Origin of the sequence: Echinicola strongylocentroti, from assembly GCF_003260975.1 — a bacterium.
Lineage (GTDB): Bacteria > Bacteroidota > Bacteroidia > Cytophagales > Cyclobacteriaceae > Echinicola > Echinicola strongylocentroti.
The window spans coordinates 2,346,115-2,365,111 of the sequence record NZ_CP030041.1; the positions used below are offsets into that span (position 1 = coordinate 2,346,115).

Here is an 18,997-nt window from a genome sequence, read left to right on the forward strand (position 1 = left end):
AACACTCAAACCCACACGATCTATCTATTAAGTTAAAATTTTGATAGATTTTTTGAATAAGGTTTTTATTTAAACTTAATCTAAATAATCATATCTTTGCCTCCTCATCACTCAAATCATGACGAGGAGACTACTACTTATATTGCCATTTATAGTTTTTGTCCTGCATAATGCTCTTTCCCAAGAACGTGAAAAAGTTACATTAAAAGGAAGTGTAATTGAATCATCAAACGGAACTCCCCTGCCTTATGTGACGGTAAAGGTAGCCCATTATGCCTATGCGATTACGGACGAAAATGGCAACTATACGGTAACGTTCAGAAGACCTACTACCGAAGATATCCAAGTGGCCTTTAGCCTTGTGGGTAAACAGGGACTGGAAAAGACCGTCTTCATAAATCCCAATACCAATATGGTACAAGTATCCACTGTCAGCATGGTAGACCATGACCTCTACATGGATGAAGTGGAAGTAACCGCACAAAGGGACGAGGAAAATGTATCCAATTCCGCCTACAAAATCGACCGTACAGCCGTAGAGCAGGCCCGAGCCAATAACCTTTCTGACCTTCTCCAAATGGCTCCCGGACAGACGGTTTTGAACCCTATGCTCCATGGAGCACAAACGATCAACTTCAGGGCAGACAATCTATCGCCCCAGGATGAATTGAACAACTCTTTTGGGATTGGACTCTTTGTCAATGGCAGCCAGATGACCAAAAATGCAGATATGCAAGGTACCAATCCGGTGCAAGGTGGCCGGTTTGATTCTTTTTCCAAATCTCAATATAACGGAAATGATTTTGCTCCGGGGGATAACCCAGGAGGTGGATTTGACCTAAGACAAATACCTGTGGGCAACGTCGAAAAGGTAGAACTGGTACAAGGAGTGGCCTCTGCAGAATACGGCGACATTACCGAAGGAGCCATTATTTTGGAGACCATTGCCGGAAGGTCCCCACTTAACTTTGCCGTGCGCTATGCTGGAGGGAATACCAATGTATTTGCCAATAAGGGCTTCCAACTGGATGATCGTAATTCCCTTTCGGTTGGGGTGGATTATGTCTACAGCAATGCCAACCCCGTAGATCGGATGAAATCCTATAACCAGATCAATGGAAATGCATTGTGGACTTCCTTCTTTGGAGCAGAAAAAAAAGTAAGGAACAACCTGAGCATTACCTATAATACAAATTTGGATGATTTTAAATCCGACCCTGATTTGGGCAGTACTTTGAGGAATAAGTACCAACGGAAATTCCTCTCTCTATCCAATAAAATCAGCTTTAATTATACTTCTTTGGTGTTTGATGGAGTGGAAACCTCTTTCAGTTATTCATACGGGGAAAGTACTTCCGAGACCATCCAATTGATCAATAGAGGTGTCACGGCGGTTACCGGTGTCACCGAAGAGGGCATCCATGAGGGTACATTTACTCCGGGGACCTATACGGCCTCTATGCGGATACATGGAAAACCCATATCTGCCGGTGCCAGAATCAAATTTTATAAAGATTTCAAAACAGGTACATGGAAACACCACCTCAGCTATGGGTACAACTTCAGTTTTAGTGCCAATAGAGGAGACGGCAGGGTGTTTGATCCGCTACGTCCAGTTACGGGAGGTTCTTCCCCAACCTCGGATCGACCCTATTCCTTTAAGGACATTCAACCAGAGCTGATCCAGCATGGTTTTTATCTTCAAAATGGGATTAAGGGAAAGTTAGCCGATAACGACATCCACCTGACCTTGGGTGCCAGAGGGGATGTACAGCTTGGGTTTTTTACCGTATCCCCACGGATCAATGCCCGTTACGATTTGGGAAAAAAATGGGCGGTCACCGGAGCCTACGGCATCCAGACCAAAGCGCCCGGCTTGGCACACCTCTACCCAGGGCCCAGCTATCAGGATATCATTCTGCTGAATTCTTTCAACGGCAAAGTCAATGAAAGCCTTTATCTGGCCTATACCCATGTGGAAACCCAAAATGCAGAGGGCATAGAACCTATGCTTTCGAAGCGCCATGAAATTGGCCTTAACTACAAATCTGAAGGTATCAACCTGTCCGCAACCTATTTCAGGAACAAGAACTCCAGTGGGTTGAGCATTAATAAAATCCCGTACACGGCCCTAGTTTCTGCATATGAAATCACCGGTTACCCGGAAGGCCAGACCCCTGTATATCGGCCCACAGGAGATTTAAAGACCTATGTCTTTACGGCAAACCATGTCATGAACAATAATTTCACCAATAGCTATGGGATTGAGCTGATGGGAGCCATTCCCAAAGTGGAAGCATTGAACACCAGCTTTAACTTTTGGGCCACCTATTACGACACAAGGGCCAATAGCCTTTACGATACATTTGATACCTTGAGTGATGAGATCAAACAGCAAACTGATTATTCCATTGCTGTATATGGACCGCAATCCAGGCAATCAGGACGTCTCCAGACCAGTTTCTCATCCACCTATCACTTGTCCCAGCTTGGGCTCATGGTCCAGCTAAGAATAGAGTCATTTCTCTACAATTACTCCAAAACCTCCAAGAAGTCCATCAGGGCAAAAGCCTATTATGACAAAGACCTCAATTATATTGAGATCCCGGAAGACGAAAGGGACAATGAAGAATATGACATCATAGCGCGTAAGGGAGATGCTGCCATTTATTCCGAAAATCCTCCCATTGCCTATTTCAATGCCCACCTTAACCTTTCCAAGAACATCAACAAAAACATCCGATTCACCTTCTTTGCCAACAATTTTCTCAATATCAGGCCAGAAGGCGAGCAAGTGTTGTCATCGGGAGAGATATCCGCCTATGGCCCACTCAATCAAGCACCTTATTTCGGAATGGAACTGAATTTTAAATTTTAATTATCAATCAACATGAAAAAGTCATTACTATTACTTTTGGCTGTAGCCACCATATTCAGTGCCTGCAACCAGGACGATGAACCTACAGTCCAGCCAGTCGATCTTACCATCCAGGTATTGGTGGATGAAAGCTTGGGCGGTGAGCCCATGCGAGGTACTGAGGTGACCCTCACCAATGTGACCTCCACACAGAATTATTCGGCCACCACGGACGCAGATGGGACTGTTCAATTTGAAGCGTTGCCTTCAGGCACCTATGACGTAGTAGCCGTAAGGTCCTTTACCGATGAGGAATTTTCCGAGTACTTCGGATACAGTTCGGAAGAGGCAGAAGTGGTCTTCAACGCCTCTTCCCCAAGCTTGGCAGTCAATGCCCAAACCAGCTCACCCGTCATGCTGACCCTAGCGTCAGGAAAGATAGGAGACCTGCTCATCAAGCAGGTATATTTTGCAGGGTCAGATGTACGGGAAGGTGCCCTTTACAGGGACCAGTTTATAGAGATCTATAACAATTCCAACACCACCATCTATGCAGATGGGCTTTACGTAATGGGTGCATATGGCAAAAACAATACAAAGGAATCCGACTACGATCAAGACAACGGTCAGTACGACTGGAACCAATCCATCGGCATGGCAGCAACAGGTGATCCCAACAATGACTATTTCTACACCAGATGGCTCTACCAAGTGCCGGGAAATGGGGAGGATTATCCGCTTGAGCCTGGCGAAAGCATCGTGATCGCCCAGTCCGCACAGAACCACAAATCACCCTTTACCGATTCGGATGGTGAGACCATAGCGGTACAGGACCCCTCCCTGACCGTGGACCTCAGTGGGGCGGACTTCGAAGTCTATGTAGGCGACCAGGTCGACAAACCGCTTCCAAGTGATATCGACAATCCCAATGTTGAAAACATGATCCCACATTATATTTTTGGAAAGGATTTTCTTTTGGACAGCCCAGGAAGAGACAGTTACCTGATTTTCAGAATGGATGAAGATGTAACCACGTTGCCCTCTTATCCAGATCCTACTGACCGGGAGATCGATGAAGAGACAAATTTGCGTATCCAAGTACCAAAGGAATATGTCATTGATGGTGTCGAAATCCAACGTGCTCCCACCAACTTGATCCCCAAGAAATTGACCACCGATGTGGACGCCTCCTATACCTATGTACCTGGAGGATCTTACAGTTCACAGTCCGTGATCAGAAAGACAGCTTCTATAGTAAACGAACGGATAGTCCTAAAGGACACCAATAATTCCTCGGAAGATTTCACCTTCTTGGAAAGGGCCGCACCAAAGGCCTTTGCTAATTGATAATAACTGCTTGGCTTAAAAATGAAAAATATCCTCCGATTTGGTCTTTTGATAGTGGCGTGGCTTGCTGTCCTGCAGCCCTTGCTGGGGCAGGAGCAGGACAGTATTGGTAAAAGTGAGGCATTGCTTTCTCCATCATTTGAACTGAAGTGGGAACAAATGTCCGCACTTCCACTAAAACCTTACCTGATCCAGGAGCAGTTTGGAAAGAGTTCATTGGCGCTATACCAGCAAAACGGGGACTTTATTACTGCCCAACAACCTGAAAGGGAGTGGGGACTGAAGGTACAATCTGAAGGAATCCGGGAAGTCAACGGCTTTTGGATGGAGGGTGGTTTTAGCTACCAAAAGGTCTTCAGTGACAGCATGGGGTGGCGGCTCTCAAGAGAGCTCGCCTCCAACCCCTATTATATCGGAAACATCAAGAAAGGCAATTGGGACAAGGATTATTTTGACCTCTACATGAAGGTCGCCAAACCACTCTGGAACGACCGTATCCTATTAGGGCTGGGAATAGATTACCAACTACAGAAACATGCCCGGTACAATGATCCAAGGATAGAGATCAATAGTTATCAGCTGGATATGGACGGACAATTGGGGTACAGAATCGGCAAGGGACAATTTGCGGCAGTCAACCTCGGTTTTGGGAACGCTGACGATAAGGGAGGCTACCGTTATTATGATGAGAATAACGAAAGCTTTGGGGCTGCAGAGTATGTCGTTTATAACCTTTATGGACTGGGCTCTTACGACTTGGTAAAAAGAACACGGTACATCCAAACGTTAAACGAAAAACGCTTGGGAATCCAATATAATATCCACCGGACAGGTTGGAACATCAATGAAGAATTTACCTATTCCTCATCCAGTTCCAATTATGAACGCCGTATCACCAACGGAGGAGAAACCATCATTGAAGATGTAGGCGACTATAAGCTCCATGCCTCCCGAAACAGGTTATATGTGGAACTTCGAAAAGGTAAATGGAACCACCAACTGGTGTCGCTGTCAACTCTGGAAAAAGGAAAGGATTATAATAAGTTGTTCCTAGGGGGCAATTATTTCTATGACAGGTTCTGCCAGGAATTATCTTATCAAGCAAGCGATTACGTTTCCCGTTTTAGCATCAAGGGTACGGCCTTTTACAATCAAGTTTCCAAAAAGGACTTCAATGCCTCCCACGAATACGATTATGCCAATGCAGGATTGGAGGTGGAAGTGCAAAAAGGGATAAAAATCAATGAGGTGCTTTACAGGGGTACCTTGGCCGCAAACTACCGATACAACCTAAATGGCCAGGTTAGGGTCAACCCACAGTATGAAAATATCGTGTCCCAATCGGTAGTCTATCCGGAATGGAGCTATCAGACCGCCAACTTCATCAGTCCAATGGCACAAGTATCTGCCGAAAAATCCCTTGAAAAGCTAACCTTACGGGGAAGCCTCCGCTATCAAAGTGAAATTGCGACCAAGGTAAACGAGGTTTCTAACAGCATTTATCTTCCGGAAGGAAGAAGGAATTATATTAATTTTACGATTACCGTTCTCCACTAGGGGCAATTGATCGTAAAATGGAGTGCTAACTGGAAGAATACAAGGGTTTTCCTTGAACAAACCTATGAAAACACGTCAAAACAAGCCCATTAATTTATTGTTGATTTCAGCCACGCTTTTATGGTGTGGATTTATCGGTTATCAGCATCACCGGTACACGGCCGATGAACTGCGGGAAATGTACAGCAAGCCTGCCTCCGAATGGCCGACTCCACTGGTGGACGAGGGCATCGCTTGGAAGGAAATCGCCCCCATTCCTCCATCACCGTACAAGGATGTGGATTCTTTACGGCCCTTGGTAGATTTGGGAAAGGTGCTCTTCTTTGACCCGAGGCTTTCCTCTTCCGAGCAGATTTCATGTTCCAGCTGTCATGATCCACAGCTATCTTGGAGCAATGGACGGACGGTAGCCGTTGGCCATGACCATCAGCTGGGCCAGCGCAATACACCCAGTTTATTTTACACTTGGGCAGGAGAAAGCTTTTTCTGGGACGGGCGGGTAGCTTCGCTGGAAGAACAGGCCAAAGTACCGGTAGAAAACCCCTTGGAAATGCACCAAGGGCTGGAAGACCTTCCTGCCAAACTGGATCAAATCGATGGTTATCATCCGTATTTTGAGGATGCTTTTGGCGACGGTGCCATCACCGTAGACCGGATTGCCGCTGCTTTGGCCTATTTCCAACGGACATTGGAAGGAAGAACCAGTGACTTGGACAAGTTCCTCAAAGGCGACAAGGACGCTATGAGCGATGAAGCACTGCGGGGACTTCACCTCTTTCGTACCAAAGCCCGCTGCATGAACTGCCACAGTGGCCCCTTCCTTACAGACAATAAGTTCCATAACCTTGGACTCCACTATTTTGGTAGAAAATACGAGGATCTGGGAAGGTATCAGGTTACCAAAGACCCTGAGGATGTAGGTAAATTCAAGACCCCGACACTACGAGAGGTCATGCGTACCGGTCCTTGGATGCACAACGGCCTTTTCCATAGTATGGAAGGCATCATGAACATGTATGACCACGGTATGTCGCGTCCAAAACCAAGACCGGAATTCAAGGATGATCCACTGTGGCCCACTACCTCTGAGATCCTAAAACCGTTGGGATTGACACAGGAGGAAAAGCATGACCTGATCGCATTTTTGGAATCCATGACCACGCTTATTTACCGAATGCCAAGGCCTGAATTGCCCCAATGATAATAGGCAACGCTGCTCTACGTCCCTGTGCTCCGTCACGTAGCGGCGGGGTTTCCTCCTGAAGCGGCCTTGTTTTGGTGGCTTTTTTGACTTGTAGTAGCGGGATGAAAACTACCTGGGAATTTAACAAAAAAAGTAGCTGCACACTGTAAATTCAAAACCAAAAAACCCTTCAAAGTTCTTAGCTCTGAAGGGTTTTTTGGTTACGGCAGGCGTCTCCTGTCCGATTTTAGTAGGTCAATAATAATGATGCATTTAATTCCACCCTCCACCGAGGGCTTGGTACATATTCACAAAAGCGTTCATTTGTTTCATTTTTGTCTCCACCAGATCAAACTTGGACTCTAAGGCATCGCGCTGGGTCATCAACACTTCCATGTAGTCCGCCCTTGCTGATTTGAAGAGGTCTCCTGAGATATTGATAGAGGTAGTCAGTGCCTGCACTTCCTGTTCTTTGAGTCCGTAGCTTTTTTCCAGATTCTTAATCTTGGCCAGCTGATTAGTCACCTCCACATAAGCGTTCAAGATGGTTTTTTCATAATTATAAACCGCCTGAATCTGCTTGGAATTGGCACTTTTATAGGTTGCCTTGATCTCATTTCTGTTGATCAAAGGCGCCGCCAAGTCTCCAGCCAAGGAGTACAGCAATGATTCTGGTGTCTTGATCAGGTACGATGGGTTAAATGCCTGAAAGCCGATTCCTGCAGAAATCCCCACCGACGGATAAAATCTCGCCTTGGCCACTTTCACATCCAATTTGGCTGCGGCTAGTTCCATTTCGGCCTGTCGGATATCCGGCCTATTATCCAGCAGCTGGGCGGGAAGCCCTGCTTGCACCTGCTTCGGCACCAAATCTATAAAAGCCTCAGCATCCCTTAAGACAGGTTGGGGAAACCTTCCTACTAGGAAATTCACCTTATTTTCGGCCTCCGTTATTTTCTGCTGGATATCGTACTGCAAGCTTTTGGTATGAAAAACCTCTGCTTCAAACTTCTTCACAGCGAGCTCAGTAGCCTTAGCAGCACTTTTCTGAAGCTTGACAATCTCCAAGGCATCGCTTTGGATTTTGATGTTCCTTTTCACGATCGCCAGCTGATTGTCCAATGCCAGCAGTTCGTAGTAAGAATTGGCAATTTCGGCAATCAGGTTGGTCACCATGAAGTTTTTCCCTTCTACAGAAGAAAGGTACCTGGCCACAGCAGCTCTTTTGCCATTGTGCAGCTTGCCCCAGATATCCGCTTCCCACGAAGCAAAGGCCCCGACCATAAAATCAGGCAGTGGCTCAGGCATTTCCCTGCCCGGCTTGATATCAGTAGTCGCCTCACTGGCGCCACGACTGGTATATCGCCCCACTTTATCTAAACCAGCACCCGCTCTGATGTCCACAGAAGGCAGGTATTCGCCTTTTTTGGCTTGGATTTCATTTTTGGACACGGCGATTTCCTGCAGGATGATGTTCAGCTCTTGGTTATTGCCCAGCGCTGTATCGATCAAAGCATTCAGGTAGGGATCCGTAAAGAATTCTTGCCATTGCACCCCTGCCGTGTTGGTAGTATCCGAAGAGCTGTCAAAGCTCTCCGGAACTGCCGTATTGGGCGTTTTCTCTATTACTGAGGGAGTTTTGCACGACGTCACAGCCAGCAACATGAAGGCAACTCCCAGCGATATATATATTATTCTCTTAATCATTATAATCGTAGTCTTCGGTTAAAGGAACTTCGTCTTCGTCTTTGATCAGGTGACGACCATCTGCCAACTTGCCAAATATATAATACAGGCCTGGTACGATAATCACCCCGAAGATGGTACCGAACAGCATACCGCCCAAGGCAGAGGCACCAATGGTACGGTTACCGATAGCCCCCGCTCCTGTGGCTATAATCAAGGGGATCAGTCCAGCGATAAAGGCAAAAGAGGTCATCAAAATAGGACGGAAACGTACTTTGGCACCCTCTATGGCAGCCTCCAAGATCGTAGACCCTTGCTGGCGCTTTTGCACAGCAAACTCCACGATCAATACGGCATTTTTACCCAGAAGACCAATAAGCATGATCAAGCCGATCTGGGCATAAATATCATTATCCAAGCCCATCATTTTCAGCAACAGGAATGAGCCAAACACCCCCACAGGCAGCGAGGTCACCACTGCCAATGGAATAATGAAACTTTCGTATTGCGCAGCGAGCACAAAATACACAAACACCAACACCACTAAAAATACATACAAGGATTCATTGCCCCGGTTGGATTCGTCGTAAGAGAGCCCCTCCCAGGCGATATCATATCCCTGAGGCAATGTCTGGGAGGCCACTTCCCTGATGGCGGTGATGGCATCTGCCGTGGTGTACCCTTTTGCCGGAAGTCCTCTGATAGCTGCGGAGTTATACATATTGAAGCGCGTCACTTCATTTGGCCCCTGTGTTTTCTTCAGCGTCATGAATGCTGAATAAGGCACCATTTCTCCTTCTTCGTTTTTCACATACAGGTTCAGTACATCAGATGGCATCCGTCTAAACTTGGGGTCAGATTGGACATATACTTTAAAGAACCTTCCATACTTGATAAAGCCTTGCTCATAAGTACTGCCGATCATGATATTGAGGTTTTCCATGGCTTTTCCGATAGACACCCCCTTTTGCATGGCCAGTTCATTGTCGATCACCAGTTCGTACTGCGGATAGTTCGCTGCGAAGAAAGTAAATAGCCCTGTGAGCTCTTCGCGCTTGCTCAAGTCATCCATGAATTGCTTGTTGATCTTGTCAAAATCCTGGTAATCTGTATCGGTTGTTTTATCAAGCAAACGCATAGAAAAACCACCAGATGAACCAAAACCAGGAATGGCCGGGGGCTCGAAGAACTCGATCACAGCTCCCAGCCCTTTTGATTCTTCTTCCAGCTCCTCCATGATTTCTTTCACGGTATGCTCTCGATCAGACCACTGCTTCAAGTTGATCAGACAAGTACCGGCATTAGAACCACGCCCTTCTGTCATGATCTCGTACCCTGCCAAAGAAGATACCGACTCCACTCCTTCTATCTCTTCACAGAGTTTTTGGAGCTCTTGAGACACCTTGTTGGTACGCTCCAAGGTAGCACCGGGAGGCGTCTGGATGATGGCATAGATAGTACCTTGGTCTTCACTGGGGATAAAGCCTGAGGGCAGTATTTGGCTTTCTAAGTAAATCCCCGCACAGAAGGCGATCAGAATACCGAATGTCAACCACCTTCTGCTCACCATTCGCTTCAGCAAGGCCACATACCTGCCAGTAAGCTTATCAAATCCGCTGTTGAACTTGTCCAATGATTTGGTGAGGATATTACCTTTTTTCTCTTTGCCATGGTGATTTTTCAGCAGCATGGCACAAAGCACCGGCGTAAGCGTCAGGGCGATCAGTGCCGAAATGACGATAGCACTCGCCATCGTAATGGAGAACTGCCGATAAAACGTACCGACAGGACCACTCATAAAGGAAATCGGCAAAAACACGGACACCATCACCATGGTAATCGCGATAATGGCTCCGCTGATCTCTCCAAGCACCCTTTTTACCGCTTGGTAAGGCGTAAGGTGAGGAAAATCCTCCATCTTGGCGTGCACCGCCTCCACCACCACAATGGCATCATCGACCACAATACCAATGGCAAGCACCAGCGCAAAAAGCGTCACCAGGTTGATCGAAAGTCCAAAGAACTGGATAACGAAGAAAGCCCCAATCAAGGATACGGGAACAGCCAAAATAGGAATCAAGGTGGACCGCCAATCGCCTAGGAAAATAAAGACCACCAAGGCCACCAAGATAAAGGCATCCCTCAAGGTGTGGATCACCTGTTCAATGGAAGCGTCCAAGAAACTGGAAACGTCATAACTGATCTTATAATCCACTCCGGGAGGGAAATTGGCTTTCATCTCTGTGAGTTTTTCCTTCACTGTTTCGATCACCTCACTGGCATTGCTACCATAACTTTGCTTCAGTACAATGGCCGCAGACGGGTGGCCGTCCAAGTTGGAATAAATGTCGAAAAACTCACTTCCCAGTTCCACCTTACCGATATCTTTCAGGTGGATACTTTCCCCTTCGGCATTGGCACGGATGATGACGTTTTCATATTGCTCAGGCTCATTATACCTGCCCTTATAGGTCAGTACATACTCCAGCGACTGTGCCTCGATGCCCGAGCTTCTCCCCAGTCTACCTGGTCGCCCCACGACACTTTGCTCCTGAAGTGCTTCCATTACTTCCTCCACGGAAATATCATAGGCCCTCATTCGATCAGGATTTAGCCAGATACGCATGGCGTAACGACGGCTACCCAAAATCTGCGCATTTGCCACCCCTTTGATCCGGTTGATCTCGGGGATCATGTGGACATTGGCGTAATTGTAGAGAAACTTCTCATCCATTTTTTCATCCGACCCATATAAGTTGACATACATCAACATACTGGGCTGGATGGGAGTAATGACCACCCCCTCCCGCTGCACCAGCTCTGGCAACAGGGGCATGACGCGGTCCACACGGGTCTTGACCCGGATTACAGCCTGGTTTGGATCCGTCCCCGGTTCGAAGATCACACGAAGAGTAGCTTCCCCTGCACTCGTAGCATCAGTAGCCATGTAGCGCATTCCTTGGGCACCATTAATGGAGTTTTCGAGCGTAATCAGTGTTGACTTCACCAGCACGTCTGCACTGGCACCAGGATAAGCGATAAATACGTTTACAGAAGTAGGTGCGATTTGTGGAAATTGAGAAATGGGTAATTTCTTAATGGCCAATGTACCTACAAAGACGATAATGACCGAAATCACAATAGCGAATACCGGCCTATGAATGAATTTTTGAAACATTACTGCTCTTTTTTTATGAGACTGGTTTATTCCGCGTAAAGGCCCAAGCTGGAGATCGCGGCTTCGGGAGACACGATATCCGGATGGATCACGTCGTTTTCCCTCACTAGTCGCAAGCCTTCCAGCAGTACCTTGTCATTCTCCTCCAAACCGTCTTGGACCACATATAAGTGGGGCATTTCTGCAGCCACGGTAATCTCCCTTGAATGCAGTTGGTTTTCATCGTCCAACACGTAAACGTATCGTTTGTCCAGCACCTCAAATGTGGTTTTCTGTGGAATGATCATGGCATTTTTGAAAGGCACAGCCATTTGGATATTGCCTGTCTCACCATGTCTAAGAAGACCGTTAGGATTAGGAAAAGTAGCCCTGAAAGGAATATTACCCGTCTCATGGTTAAAGTCCGCCTCGATGGTTTCTACTTTTCCGGAGTGACCAAACACCTTGTTATTGGCCATAAGGAGGTTTACCATAGTGGCAGCGCTGTCTTTTTTTAGACTGGTCATATAATCCAAGTATTCCGCTTCCGGCACATTGTAGTACACCCACATTTTGCTGTTATCGGACAAGTTGGTCAGCAGCTCCCCTTCATCGATCAAGCTACCTACCCGTACATGAAACCGGTCGATGATCCCATTAAAGGGTGCTCGGATTTCAGTAAAATCAAGGTGGGTCTGTGCCAGTGCCAACTCCGCGTTTGCTTTGTCCAGCTTGGCTTTGGCCATGGCCAGCTCATTTGGTGCCACGACATCTCTGTCTGCCAAGGATTTGGTGTTTTGGTATTCTATTGCTGCAAAACTCACCTCTGCCTTGGCACTTTGAAGTTCTGCTTCATACAGCTTGGGCATGATTTTGAAGAGGAGCTGTCCTTTTTTTACAAACTGTCCCTCATCCACATAGATCTTGTCCAGATAACCGCGCTCTTGGGCGCGTACTTCTATATGGTTGATGGAGTGGATCTGGCACACATAATCCTCTGTGATGGTGGTATCCATCCGGACAGGACTGGTGACCTGAAGCTTGTAGACCTCTTCTTCTTTTTCCTCTCCATGGGAGGTACAGCTCGTGTGCAGCAATAAGGCACACAAGCCCATTAACATGAGGATACTCGTTCTCATAATTTTTCTTTTAAATGTTTTGGTTTCTTGTTTCGTGGCGTGGTCATAGCAGACACGCCCAAACATCCGGGACATCAAACCAAGAACATGCATCAGCCTATCTATCGCGACCTAAAACTGCTTCAAAACCAGCCGTTTCACTACGATTCCTAATGCACAAACCGGGTTAAACGCCACAGAATGCCAGGTGTTTTTTGGGTAATTGCGGAATTAGAAAATAATGGGTAATAAATGGAATATCAGGCAATAGGATTATTGCCTTGTCGAATACATAAAAAGTGGTAAATCATATTAAGAACACCTGGATAAATAGGTGCCAACGATAGGATAAAATATGGGAAAAGTGCTTACAGAACGGTAAGCCGCTTAGGCTGGTGGTAGAAAATTCACCAATTAAATAATTAAAAAAGAAAACAGCGAGGTGCTCACCATTTGCAATATTCTTTCTAGATGAAGTGCTTTCGCTCTCCTCCTCTATATTCTCCCCTTCTGCAGAATATATTCCTTTTTTAAGGCCAGAAAAAGAGGTTTTGAAAACAATATCCTCTAAATGACGGGAGGACTGACTTTCAACATTTGAAAGGTATGATGCTGGCTCAGAAAACTTCTCCTGATGCTGGGTCGAAAACAGCGGTGCTATTCCACTCGAAAGCAGAATACTAAAGGACAATATTAACCTGATCAACATTTTCATGATATGAGCCAAAAGTATGCAAAGGAATTCTCTCTGTCAAGAGTAGTAGTACTAAATCTTTTTATACCGTATACTAAATTGCTTTTAAACACCTTAAGTTTGCTGTTACTGACCCAAGGAAATCGCTTTTAACCCCATGAAATTATTTAATTCTGGCAAAAAGAGTCAGACCGAGCGGACCTGTCTATCCTCCAGGTAGAGTCGAGGTCCAACGTCTAGCCTTCGACTCCGCTCAGGCTGACATCTCTTTACTAATAGTTTAATAGCGATTTCCCTGGTTACTGACCGTCCAATCCCTTGGAATAATTCAAAAAACAGGTTGAAATTTTTCAAAAAAAACCATCACTCAGCCAACTTACCAAAAAGGAGCAATTGATAAAAAAAGAACATAATTGGGAAAGCATTTGTATCAAATTTTCGAAAATTCTACTTTTGAAAAGGATAATGATGCATGTGGAACTTAGGTTTTTGACTACTGTTTTAGGATATTGCCCCCTATCCGGTACCTCCACAACAGCCAAATTAACATCATCTATCCACCGCCCCTAAAAGCAATTGATCTATAAATATCCACGATGTTCGCATTTACTAAAATGTACTTACTGGCTTCTTTGATTTCCGGTTTTATCATGCTACAGTCTTTCTTTAATGGAGGGCTTAAATTCCATGGAAACGAACAAGCTATTAGCCAGCGCACATCCTACACTATTTTTGGGGAACATGATGCGGAATTTTCGGATCATTTTGACATTGCCTTCAGTTTATCGCTGAGCTCCGTCGAAGAAATCGGGTACATCCTCCGGATTAAAACTGGCGTAAACAATCGGATTTTTAATTTATTCTACGACAGCCAAGGCGACCATATCGTTTTTAAATTCAACGAGGAAGGCAAAACCAATCTTATCGTGGCCAATATGGACAAGGACCAATTGTTTGACCAGCAATGGTTTGACATGAAACTTTCATTTGACCTCATCGGGGATTCCATCACACTTACCATTGATAACAAACCATTTACGACCAATAATCAGCACCTCCAAGACACCTATCACCCCGATATTCTTTTTGGCAAAAGTGATCACATCATCGATGTACCCGCTTTCTCGATCAAAAATCTATCTATTCTCGGAAAGGAAACCTATCATTTTCCCCTCTATGAAAATGAAGGCAGTATCGTCCACGATATCAACGGCAATGCATACGGTAACGTAATCAATCCAGACTGGCTGAAAAACTATGCCTATTATTGGAAACACCTGGCTTCGTTTAAATCCGCAACCGTAGCCGGAGCAAACTATGATCCCAACAAAGAGGAAATCTACTATTACAACCAAGACTCACTCTGGAGCTACAATGTTCGTTCAGGTATTACCCGAACAGTTGTTTTCGATCAAAAATGCCCTGTAGAGCTCATATTGGGCACTAACTTTATCGATAGTGTCCAAAATAAATTATACACCTACGAGGTATATTATGACTTCCCTTACCAAGGTCCTACTGTGGCCAGCCTTGACCTGGACACCTATCAATGGACCGAAGAAAGCTACCAACAACTCCCTACCCAACTCCATCACCATGGATCCTCTATCGACCACAGCTCCTCCCAGTACAGTATTTTTGGAGGTTTTGGCAATATGAAGTACAGTAAAAATTTCTTTTCCTTCGATTTGAAAAATAAGGAATGGAAACTTACCGAGGGATTTACAGGTGATGTCATTACTCCGCGCTACTTCTCTTCTGTTGGTTATCAAGCTGAAAACAACAACTTACATATCCTCGGCGGAATGGGAAATGAGTCTGGGGATCAATCTGTCGGAAGGAAATACTACTATGACCTCTATCAGGTAGACATGGATACCAAGCACGTAACCAAACGCTGGGAAATCCCTTGGGAAAATGACAACGTCGTTCCGGTGCGGGGAATGGTCATATTGAATGACTCCAGTCTATATACACTCTGCTATCCCGAGCACTTTTCGGAATCCTTTCTTCACCTGTATCGCTTCTCCCTAACGGATGGCAGCTATGAAATACTCGGGGATTCTATCCCTATCCGATCTGACAAAATCACTACCAACGCCAACCTCTATGTTGACAAAGGACTCAACAACTTGTATGCTGTGGTGCAGGAGTTTGAAGATGATATTTCCTCAGACCTAAAGATTTATTCCTTGGCATTCCCTGCTATTACGAGGGCAGAGTTGTCAGATTTTCCAGCAAAGCGACATAGCAATACTCCTTTATTGATCTTGCTCCTGGGTGTCGGAGCAATCGCCTTGGGTTTGTTTTTATATAAAAAATTAAAATCAACATCCCCGGAGGCCGCCAAAAATCCCGAGGAGGAAGCAGTAGAAAAAATCCATGTGCCAACCACTGCACACACCGTACCGACCAATTCCATCCACCTATTCGGCAACTTTATGGTGCGAGACACCAAAGGCAGGGACATTACCTATATGTTCAGCACCCAGCTGAAGCAGGTATTTTGTCTCATCCTACATTACAGTCTATCGGAAGATGGGATTACTTCGCAGCACCTCAGCAATTTACTTTGGCCGGATAAACCTGCTGATAAGGTCAAAAACTCCCGAGGAGTGACCATCAACAACCTGCGAAAAACCTTGGGCGAGCTAAATGGAATTGAATTGGTCCACGAAAAGGGGCATTACAAAATAATCCTCCATGAAGAGGCTTATTGTGACTATGCAAGGTGCCTACAACTTATCGCTGCCCACAAAATGGACGAACTTCGAGATGAGTTTGCCGGAATCGTATCCAGAGGAAAATTCCTCTACCTTTTGGATGATCCTTTGTTCGACTTATTCAAAGAAGAAGCAGAGACCAAACTTGAACCGGCATTGATATTGGAAATGGAAAAGAGCTTTACCAGCGAATCGTATACTACTACGATTTCGCTGGCGGAAGCTCTTTTCAATATTGACCCTTTAAATGAAACAGCACTGGTACACCAGGTTAAGGCGATGCTGAAACTTAATATGATAGAAGACTCCAAACTCGCCTACAGGACCTTTGCCATCGAATACAAGCATGCCACCGGCAAGGATTTTCACCGCTCTTATCAAAGCATCATTTCCTAATGAAATGATGCAGTCTGCATCACCAGTTCAACCTTACGTGAACTCCTTCAGGGTTATTTTCAAAACTCAGGAAACAGGTCTTGCTGCCTTCATCCCAAGCACTCTCTGCCTGCAATTCCCCACCATTTGCATCTGTAATCTCGATGGAATCCACTTTTTCTGGTAGAAGAATTCTCATCACATTTGTGGTGTTCAGGGGACTTTTGGCTATCAATGAATAGCTATTCTTGGTCACTTCCTCATCATAAACCCTAGCTGCAGTGGCCAAAACCTGTGGGAGCTGTGGATCCTTGACACTTTCGATATTGTACAAGAAGGCTTGCTCACCGGGCATCACCCGCTTTTCGTCCAAAACAGGAATCGCTGGATCAAAAAGGTCAATGAATTTACCCTTGGCGATATAAGGAGAAGTGTCTTTGTTTTCATTGACAACGGAAATGATCTCATAAGCCCCTCTTGTCAAGGAGAAGTGGTTTTTAAAAGCGAGCTTACCAGAGACTGGTGCTGAACCATACAGTCTTTTTATGGTGTTTACAAACTCCACATCATTGTTTTCCTCTAGCACAAACTCCTTGGGATCAACCCGCATAACGACCACTTTTCCCTTGCCATAGGAAAACTCCCCTGCCTCAAAAGGTGCTTTTAGCCCTAGCTTCTGAAACAAGTCCTCCGATGGGGCGTTGAACGTGTTACCATCCGTATTCCACCATTCCTGGACGCTCTGAAAGGCATCTTTGTCCCTGCCGCAATAGACCAAAACGCCTCCCTTTTTGACCCAATCGGCGATATGGTCATGTCCCTCTTGGTTCATCGGCTTCATATTGGAATAGGACATGATCAGGATCTTTAAGTCTTCCCAAGTTCGCGGAAAGGACACATTTTCGATATGAACGGTCTTCACAGGCACGCCACGCTTGAGCAGCGGCATGGTCTGTCCATAAAAATTGGACAACTGTGGATCATCATAGCCCTGATGGGTAGGAAACCGCTGAAACATCAGGGAATTGGACATCAGGACCCCGATCCCTTGCGACCCACTTACTTTGTTGTCAGACTCGGGCATATCGTTCAGTGTATTGACCATCACCTGCATCTGCGTGGAATAAAAGCGTGGAATTAGCGCTTTCTCTTCACTATCTGCACTTGTTCTATAGAGCCCTTCGTAGATGCGGTCAGGCCAAGGCATCACTTCATAATTGGCCACCATCGGGTACAGCAGCTGTGCCGCAAAGGTGGCCTGGTAATTTTTCTTATAATCAGCCCAGTCCCTAGGCCAGTCTTCGATCGGATCCGTCAGAAAATACATCTTCCTACCCGTCGGAGCTGTCATGGATTCCATGGAGCCATATTCCAGAAAAGCCGTTTCAAACACCCGCTCCTTTGCCTGGCCATTATAATAATTGGGCTCTCGTGAGGTGCCCGTCCATACCTGCGCAATGTACCCGTCTACACTGGGCAAGGACGCGAGACTGGCCTCGGGACTGACTATCATCCATTGGGAATAATTCACCAAGGAATGGGTGGGCACATAACACCGGACCTCCATACCTTTGCTTTTGCCATACTCCTTTGCAAAGGAAAAACACTCCTCCACCGCCCGGTAATACAGGTGATATTTCAGCTTATTGGCCAAATAGGTATTTTCGGCAGATTCGTGCTGTGGTCTCCAGTCAAACCCGTAATATACTTTCCACTCTCTTTTGAACGCCTCACTATAACCCGCCTTGGCCCAAAACTCAGGTTCTTCAAGGTAAATGGCATCTATTCCCGCATCAATGACCCGCTTGATCACCTTTTCTTTCAAATAGTTGATGAAATTCTGCGATGGAACAATGTACGGAACCATGTGTCCATGCCAAAGTGTATCTCCCTTTTGGGTGACCTGTCCTTCATCCAGGTGCCATTCACCGTCCCATTCGCCCGTAAAATAGTCCTGATATTCGCCCCAAGCGATCCCTGTCATAAAATGGGTCGTGTACCCTTTATCCCGCCAGGTCTGTACGCGTTCTTCGAACGTCATGCCGGCCTTTCCGTGATGATCTTTTACACTGTAGACAATCGCCACGTCCGCGCGAACATCCGTCACTGGCTTCCATGGATTGGAGGTTTGAAAAGCCGTTTTCTCTTTTGTCCCTGCCACTATCTTCTCTTCTTGGGAAGGTTTGGCGCAAGCGATAAACAAGAGGACGGGGATGATATATAATAAAGTTGTTTTTTGCATGAATATATAGGTTCTGGTAGTGAAGCTAGAGGATACATTATAGGTGTCTGACCGAGTA

At 45.8% G+C, this 18,997-nt stretch carries 9 protein-coding genes; 5 read left to right on the forward strand and 4 right to left on the reverse strand.

Going from position 1 to position 18,997, the window contains the following annotated elements:
• Positions 1-118 precede the first annotated feature (118 nt).
• The 4 genes from DN752_RS09025 (at position 119) to DN752_RS09040 (ending at position 6,962) form a co-directional block, all read left to right on the forward strand.
• A complete protein-coding gene (locus DN752_RS09025) occupies positions 119-2,878 on the forward strand; it encodes a TonB-dependent receptor (RefSeq protein WP_112783638.1) in 2,760 nt (919 codons plus the stop codon).
• Positions 2,879-2,890: 12 nt separating this feature from the next.
• A complete protein-coding gene (locus DN752_RS09030; RefSeq protein ID WP_112783639.1) occupies positions 2,891-4,204 on the forward strand; it encodes a DUF4876 domain-containing protein in 1,314 nt (437 codons plus the stop codon).
• A 21-nt stretch (positions 4,205-4,225) separates the two neighbouring features.
• Complete coding sequence (locus tag DN752_RS09035) at positions 4,226-5,761, forward strand: DUF6850 family outer membrane beta-barrel protein (RefSeq protein WP_112783640.1); 1,536 nt, start codon at positions 4,226-4,228, stop codon at positions 5,759-5,761.
• Positions 5,762-5,825: 64 nt separating this feature from the next.
• The gene (locus DN752_RS09040) at positions 5,826-6,962 is read left to right on the forward strand and encodes a cytochrome-c peroxidase (protein ID WP_112783641.1); all 1,137 of its coding nucleotides are present in this window, start codon (positions 5,826-5,828) and stop codon (positions 6,960-6,962) included.
• 255 nt (positions 6,963-7,217) lie between these two features.
• On the opposite strand, the gene DN752_RS09045 is transcribed toward DN752_RS09040, so the two are convergent.
• The 3 genes from DN752_RS09045 to DN752_RS09055 are packed head-to-tail and all read right to left on the reverse strand — an operon-like array spanning position 7,218 to position 12,926.
• The gene (locus DN752_RS09045) at positions 7,218-8,651 is read right to left on the reverse strand and encodes a TolC family protein (protein WP_112783642.1); all 1,434 of its coding nucleotides are present in this window, start codon (positions 8,649-8,651) and stop codon (positions 7,218-7,220) included.
• Positions 8,644-11,808, reverse strand: coding sequence for an efflux RND transporter permease subunit (locus DN752_RS09050; protein ID WP_112783643.1), 3,165 nt, complete (start codon positions 11,806-11,808; stop codon positions 8,644-8,646). Before DN752_RS09050 ends, DN752_RS09045 begins: the two co-directional genes overlap by 8 nt.
• A gap of 26 nt (positions 11,809-11,834) precedes the next feature.
• The gene (locus tag DN752_RS09055; protein WP_112786477.1) at positions 11,835-12,926 is read right to left on the reverse strand and encodes an efflux RND transporter periplasmic adaptor subunit; all 1,092 of its coding nucleotides are present in this window, start codon (positions 12,924-12,926) and stop codon (positions 11,835-11,837) included.
• Between the two features lie 1,269 nt (positions 12,927-14,195).
• On the opposite strand from DN752_RS09055, the gene DN752_RS09070 reads away from it, so the two are divergent.
• Entirely contained in the window at positions 14,196-16,718 is a 2,523-nt protein-coding gene (locus DN752_RS09070; protein ID WP_112783646.1) for a Kelch repeat-containing protein, read from the forward strand.
• 19 nt (positions 16,719-16,737) lie between these two features.
• On the opposite strand, the gene DN752_RS09075 is transcribed toward DN752_RS09070, so the two are convergent.
• A complete protein-coding gene (locus tag DN752_RS09075; RefSeq protein ID WP_112783647.1) occupies positions 16,738-18,939 on the reverse strand; it encodes a hypothetical protein in 2,202 nt (733 codons plus the stop codon).
• Positions 18,940-18,997 lie beyond the last annotated feature (58 nt).

Bases quoted from the DNA above. Each gene is read 5' to 3' on its own strand.
- DN752_RS09050 (WP_112783643.1), bottom strand. From the start codon at position 11,808: ATGTTTCAAAAATTCATTCATAGGCCGGTATTCGCTATTGTGATTTCG.
- DN752_RS09070 (WP_112783646.1), top strand. From the start codon at position 14,196: ATGTTCGCATTTACTAAAATGTACTTACTGGCTTCTTTGATTTCCGGT.
- DN752_RS09030 (WP_112783639.1), top strand. From the start codon at position 2,891: ATGAAAAAGTCATTACTATTACTTTTGGCTGTAGCCACCATATTCAGT.
- DN752_RS09055 (WP_112786477.1), bottom strand. From the start codon at position 12,926: ATGAGAACGAGTATCCTCATGTTAATGGGCTTGTGTGCCTTATTGCTG.
- DN752_RS09035 (WP_112783640.1), top strand. From the start codon at position 4,226: ATGAAAAATATCCTCCGATTTGGTCTTTTGATAGTGGCGTGGCTTGCT.
- DN752_RS09045 (WP_112783642.1), bottom strand. From the start codon at position 8,651: ATGATTAAGAGAATAATATATATATCGCTGGGAGTTGCCTTCATGTTG.
- DN752_RS09075 (WP_112783647.1), bottom strand. From the start codon at position 18,939: ATGCAAAAAACAACTTTATTATATATCATCCCCGTCCTCTTGTTTATC.
- DN752_RS09040 (WP_112783641.1), top strand. From the start codon at position 5,826: ATGAAAACACGTCAAAACAAGCCCATTAATTTATTGTTGATTTCAGCC.
- DN752_RS09025 (WP_112783638.1), top strand. From the start codon at position 119: ATGACGAGGAGACTACTACTTATATTGCCATTTATAGTTTTTGTCCTG.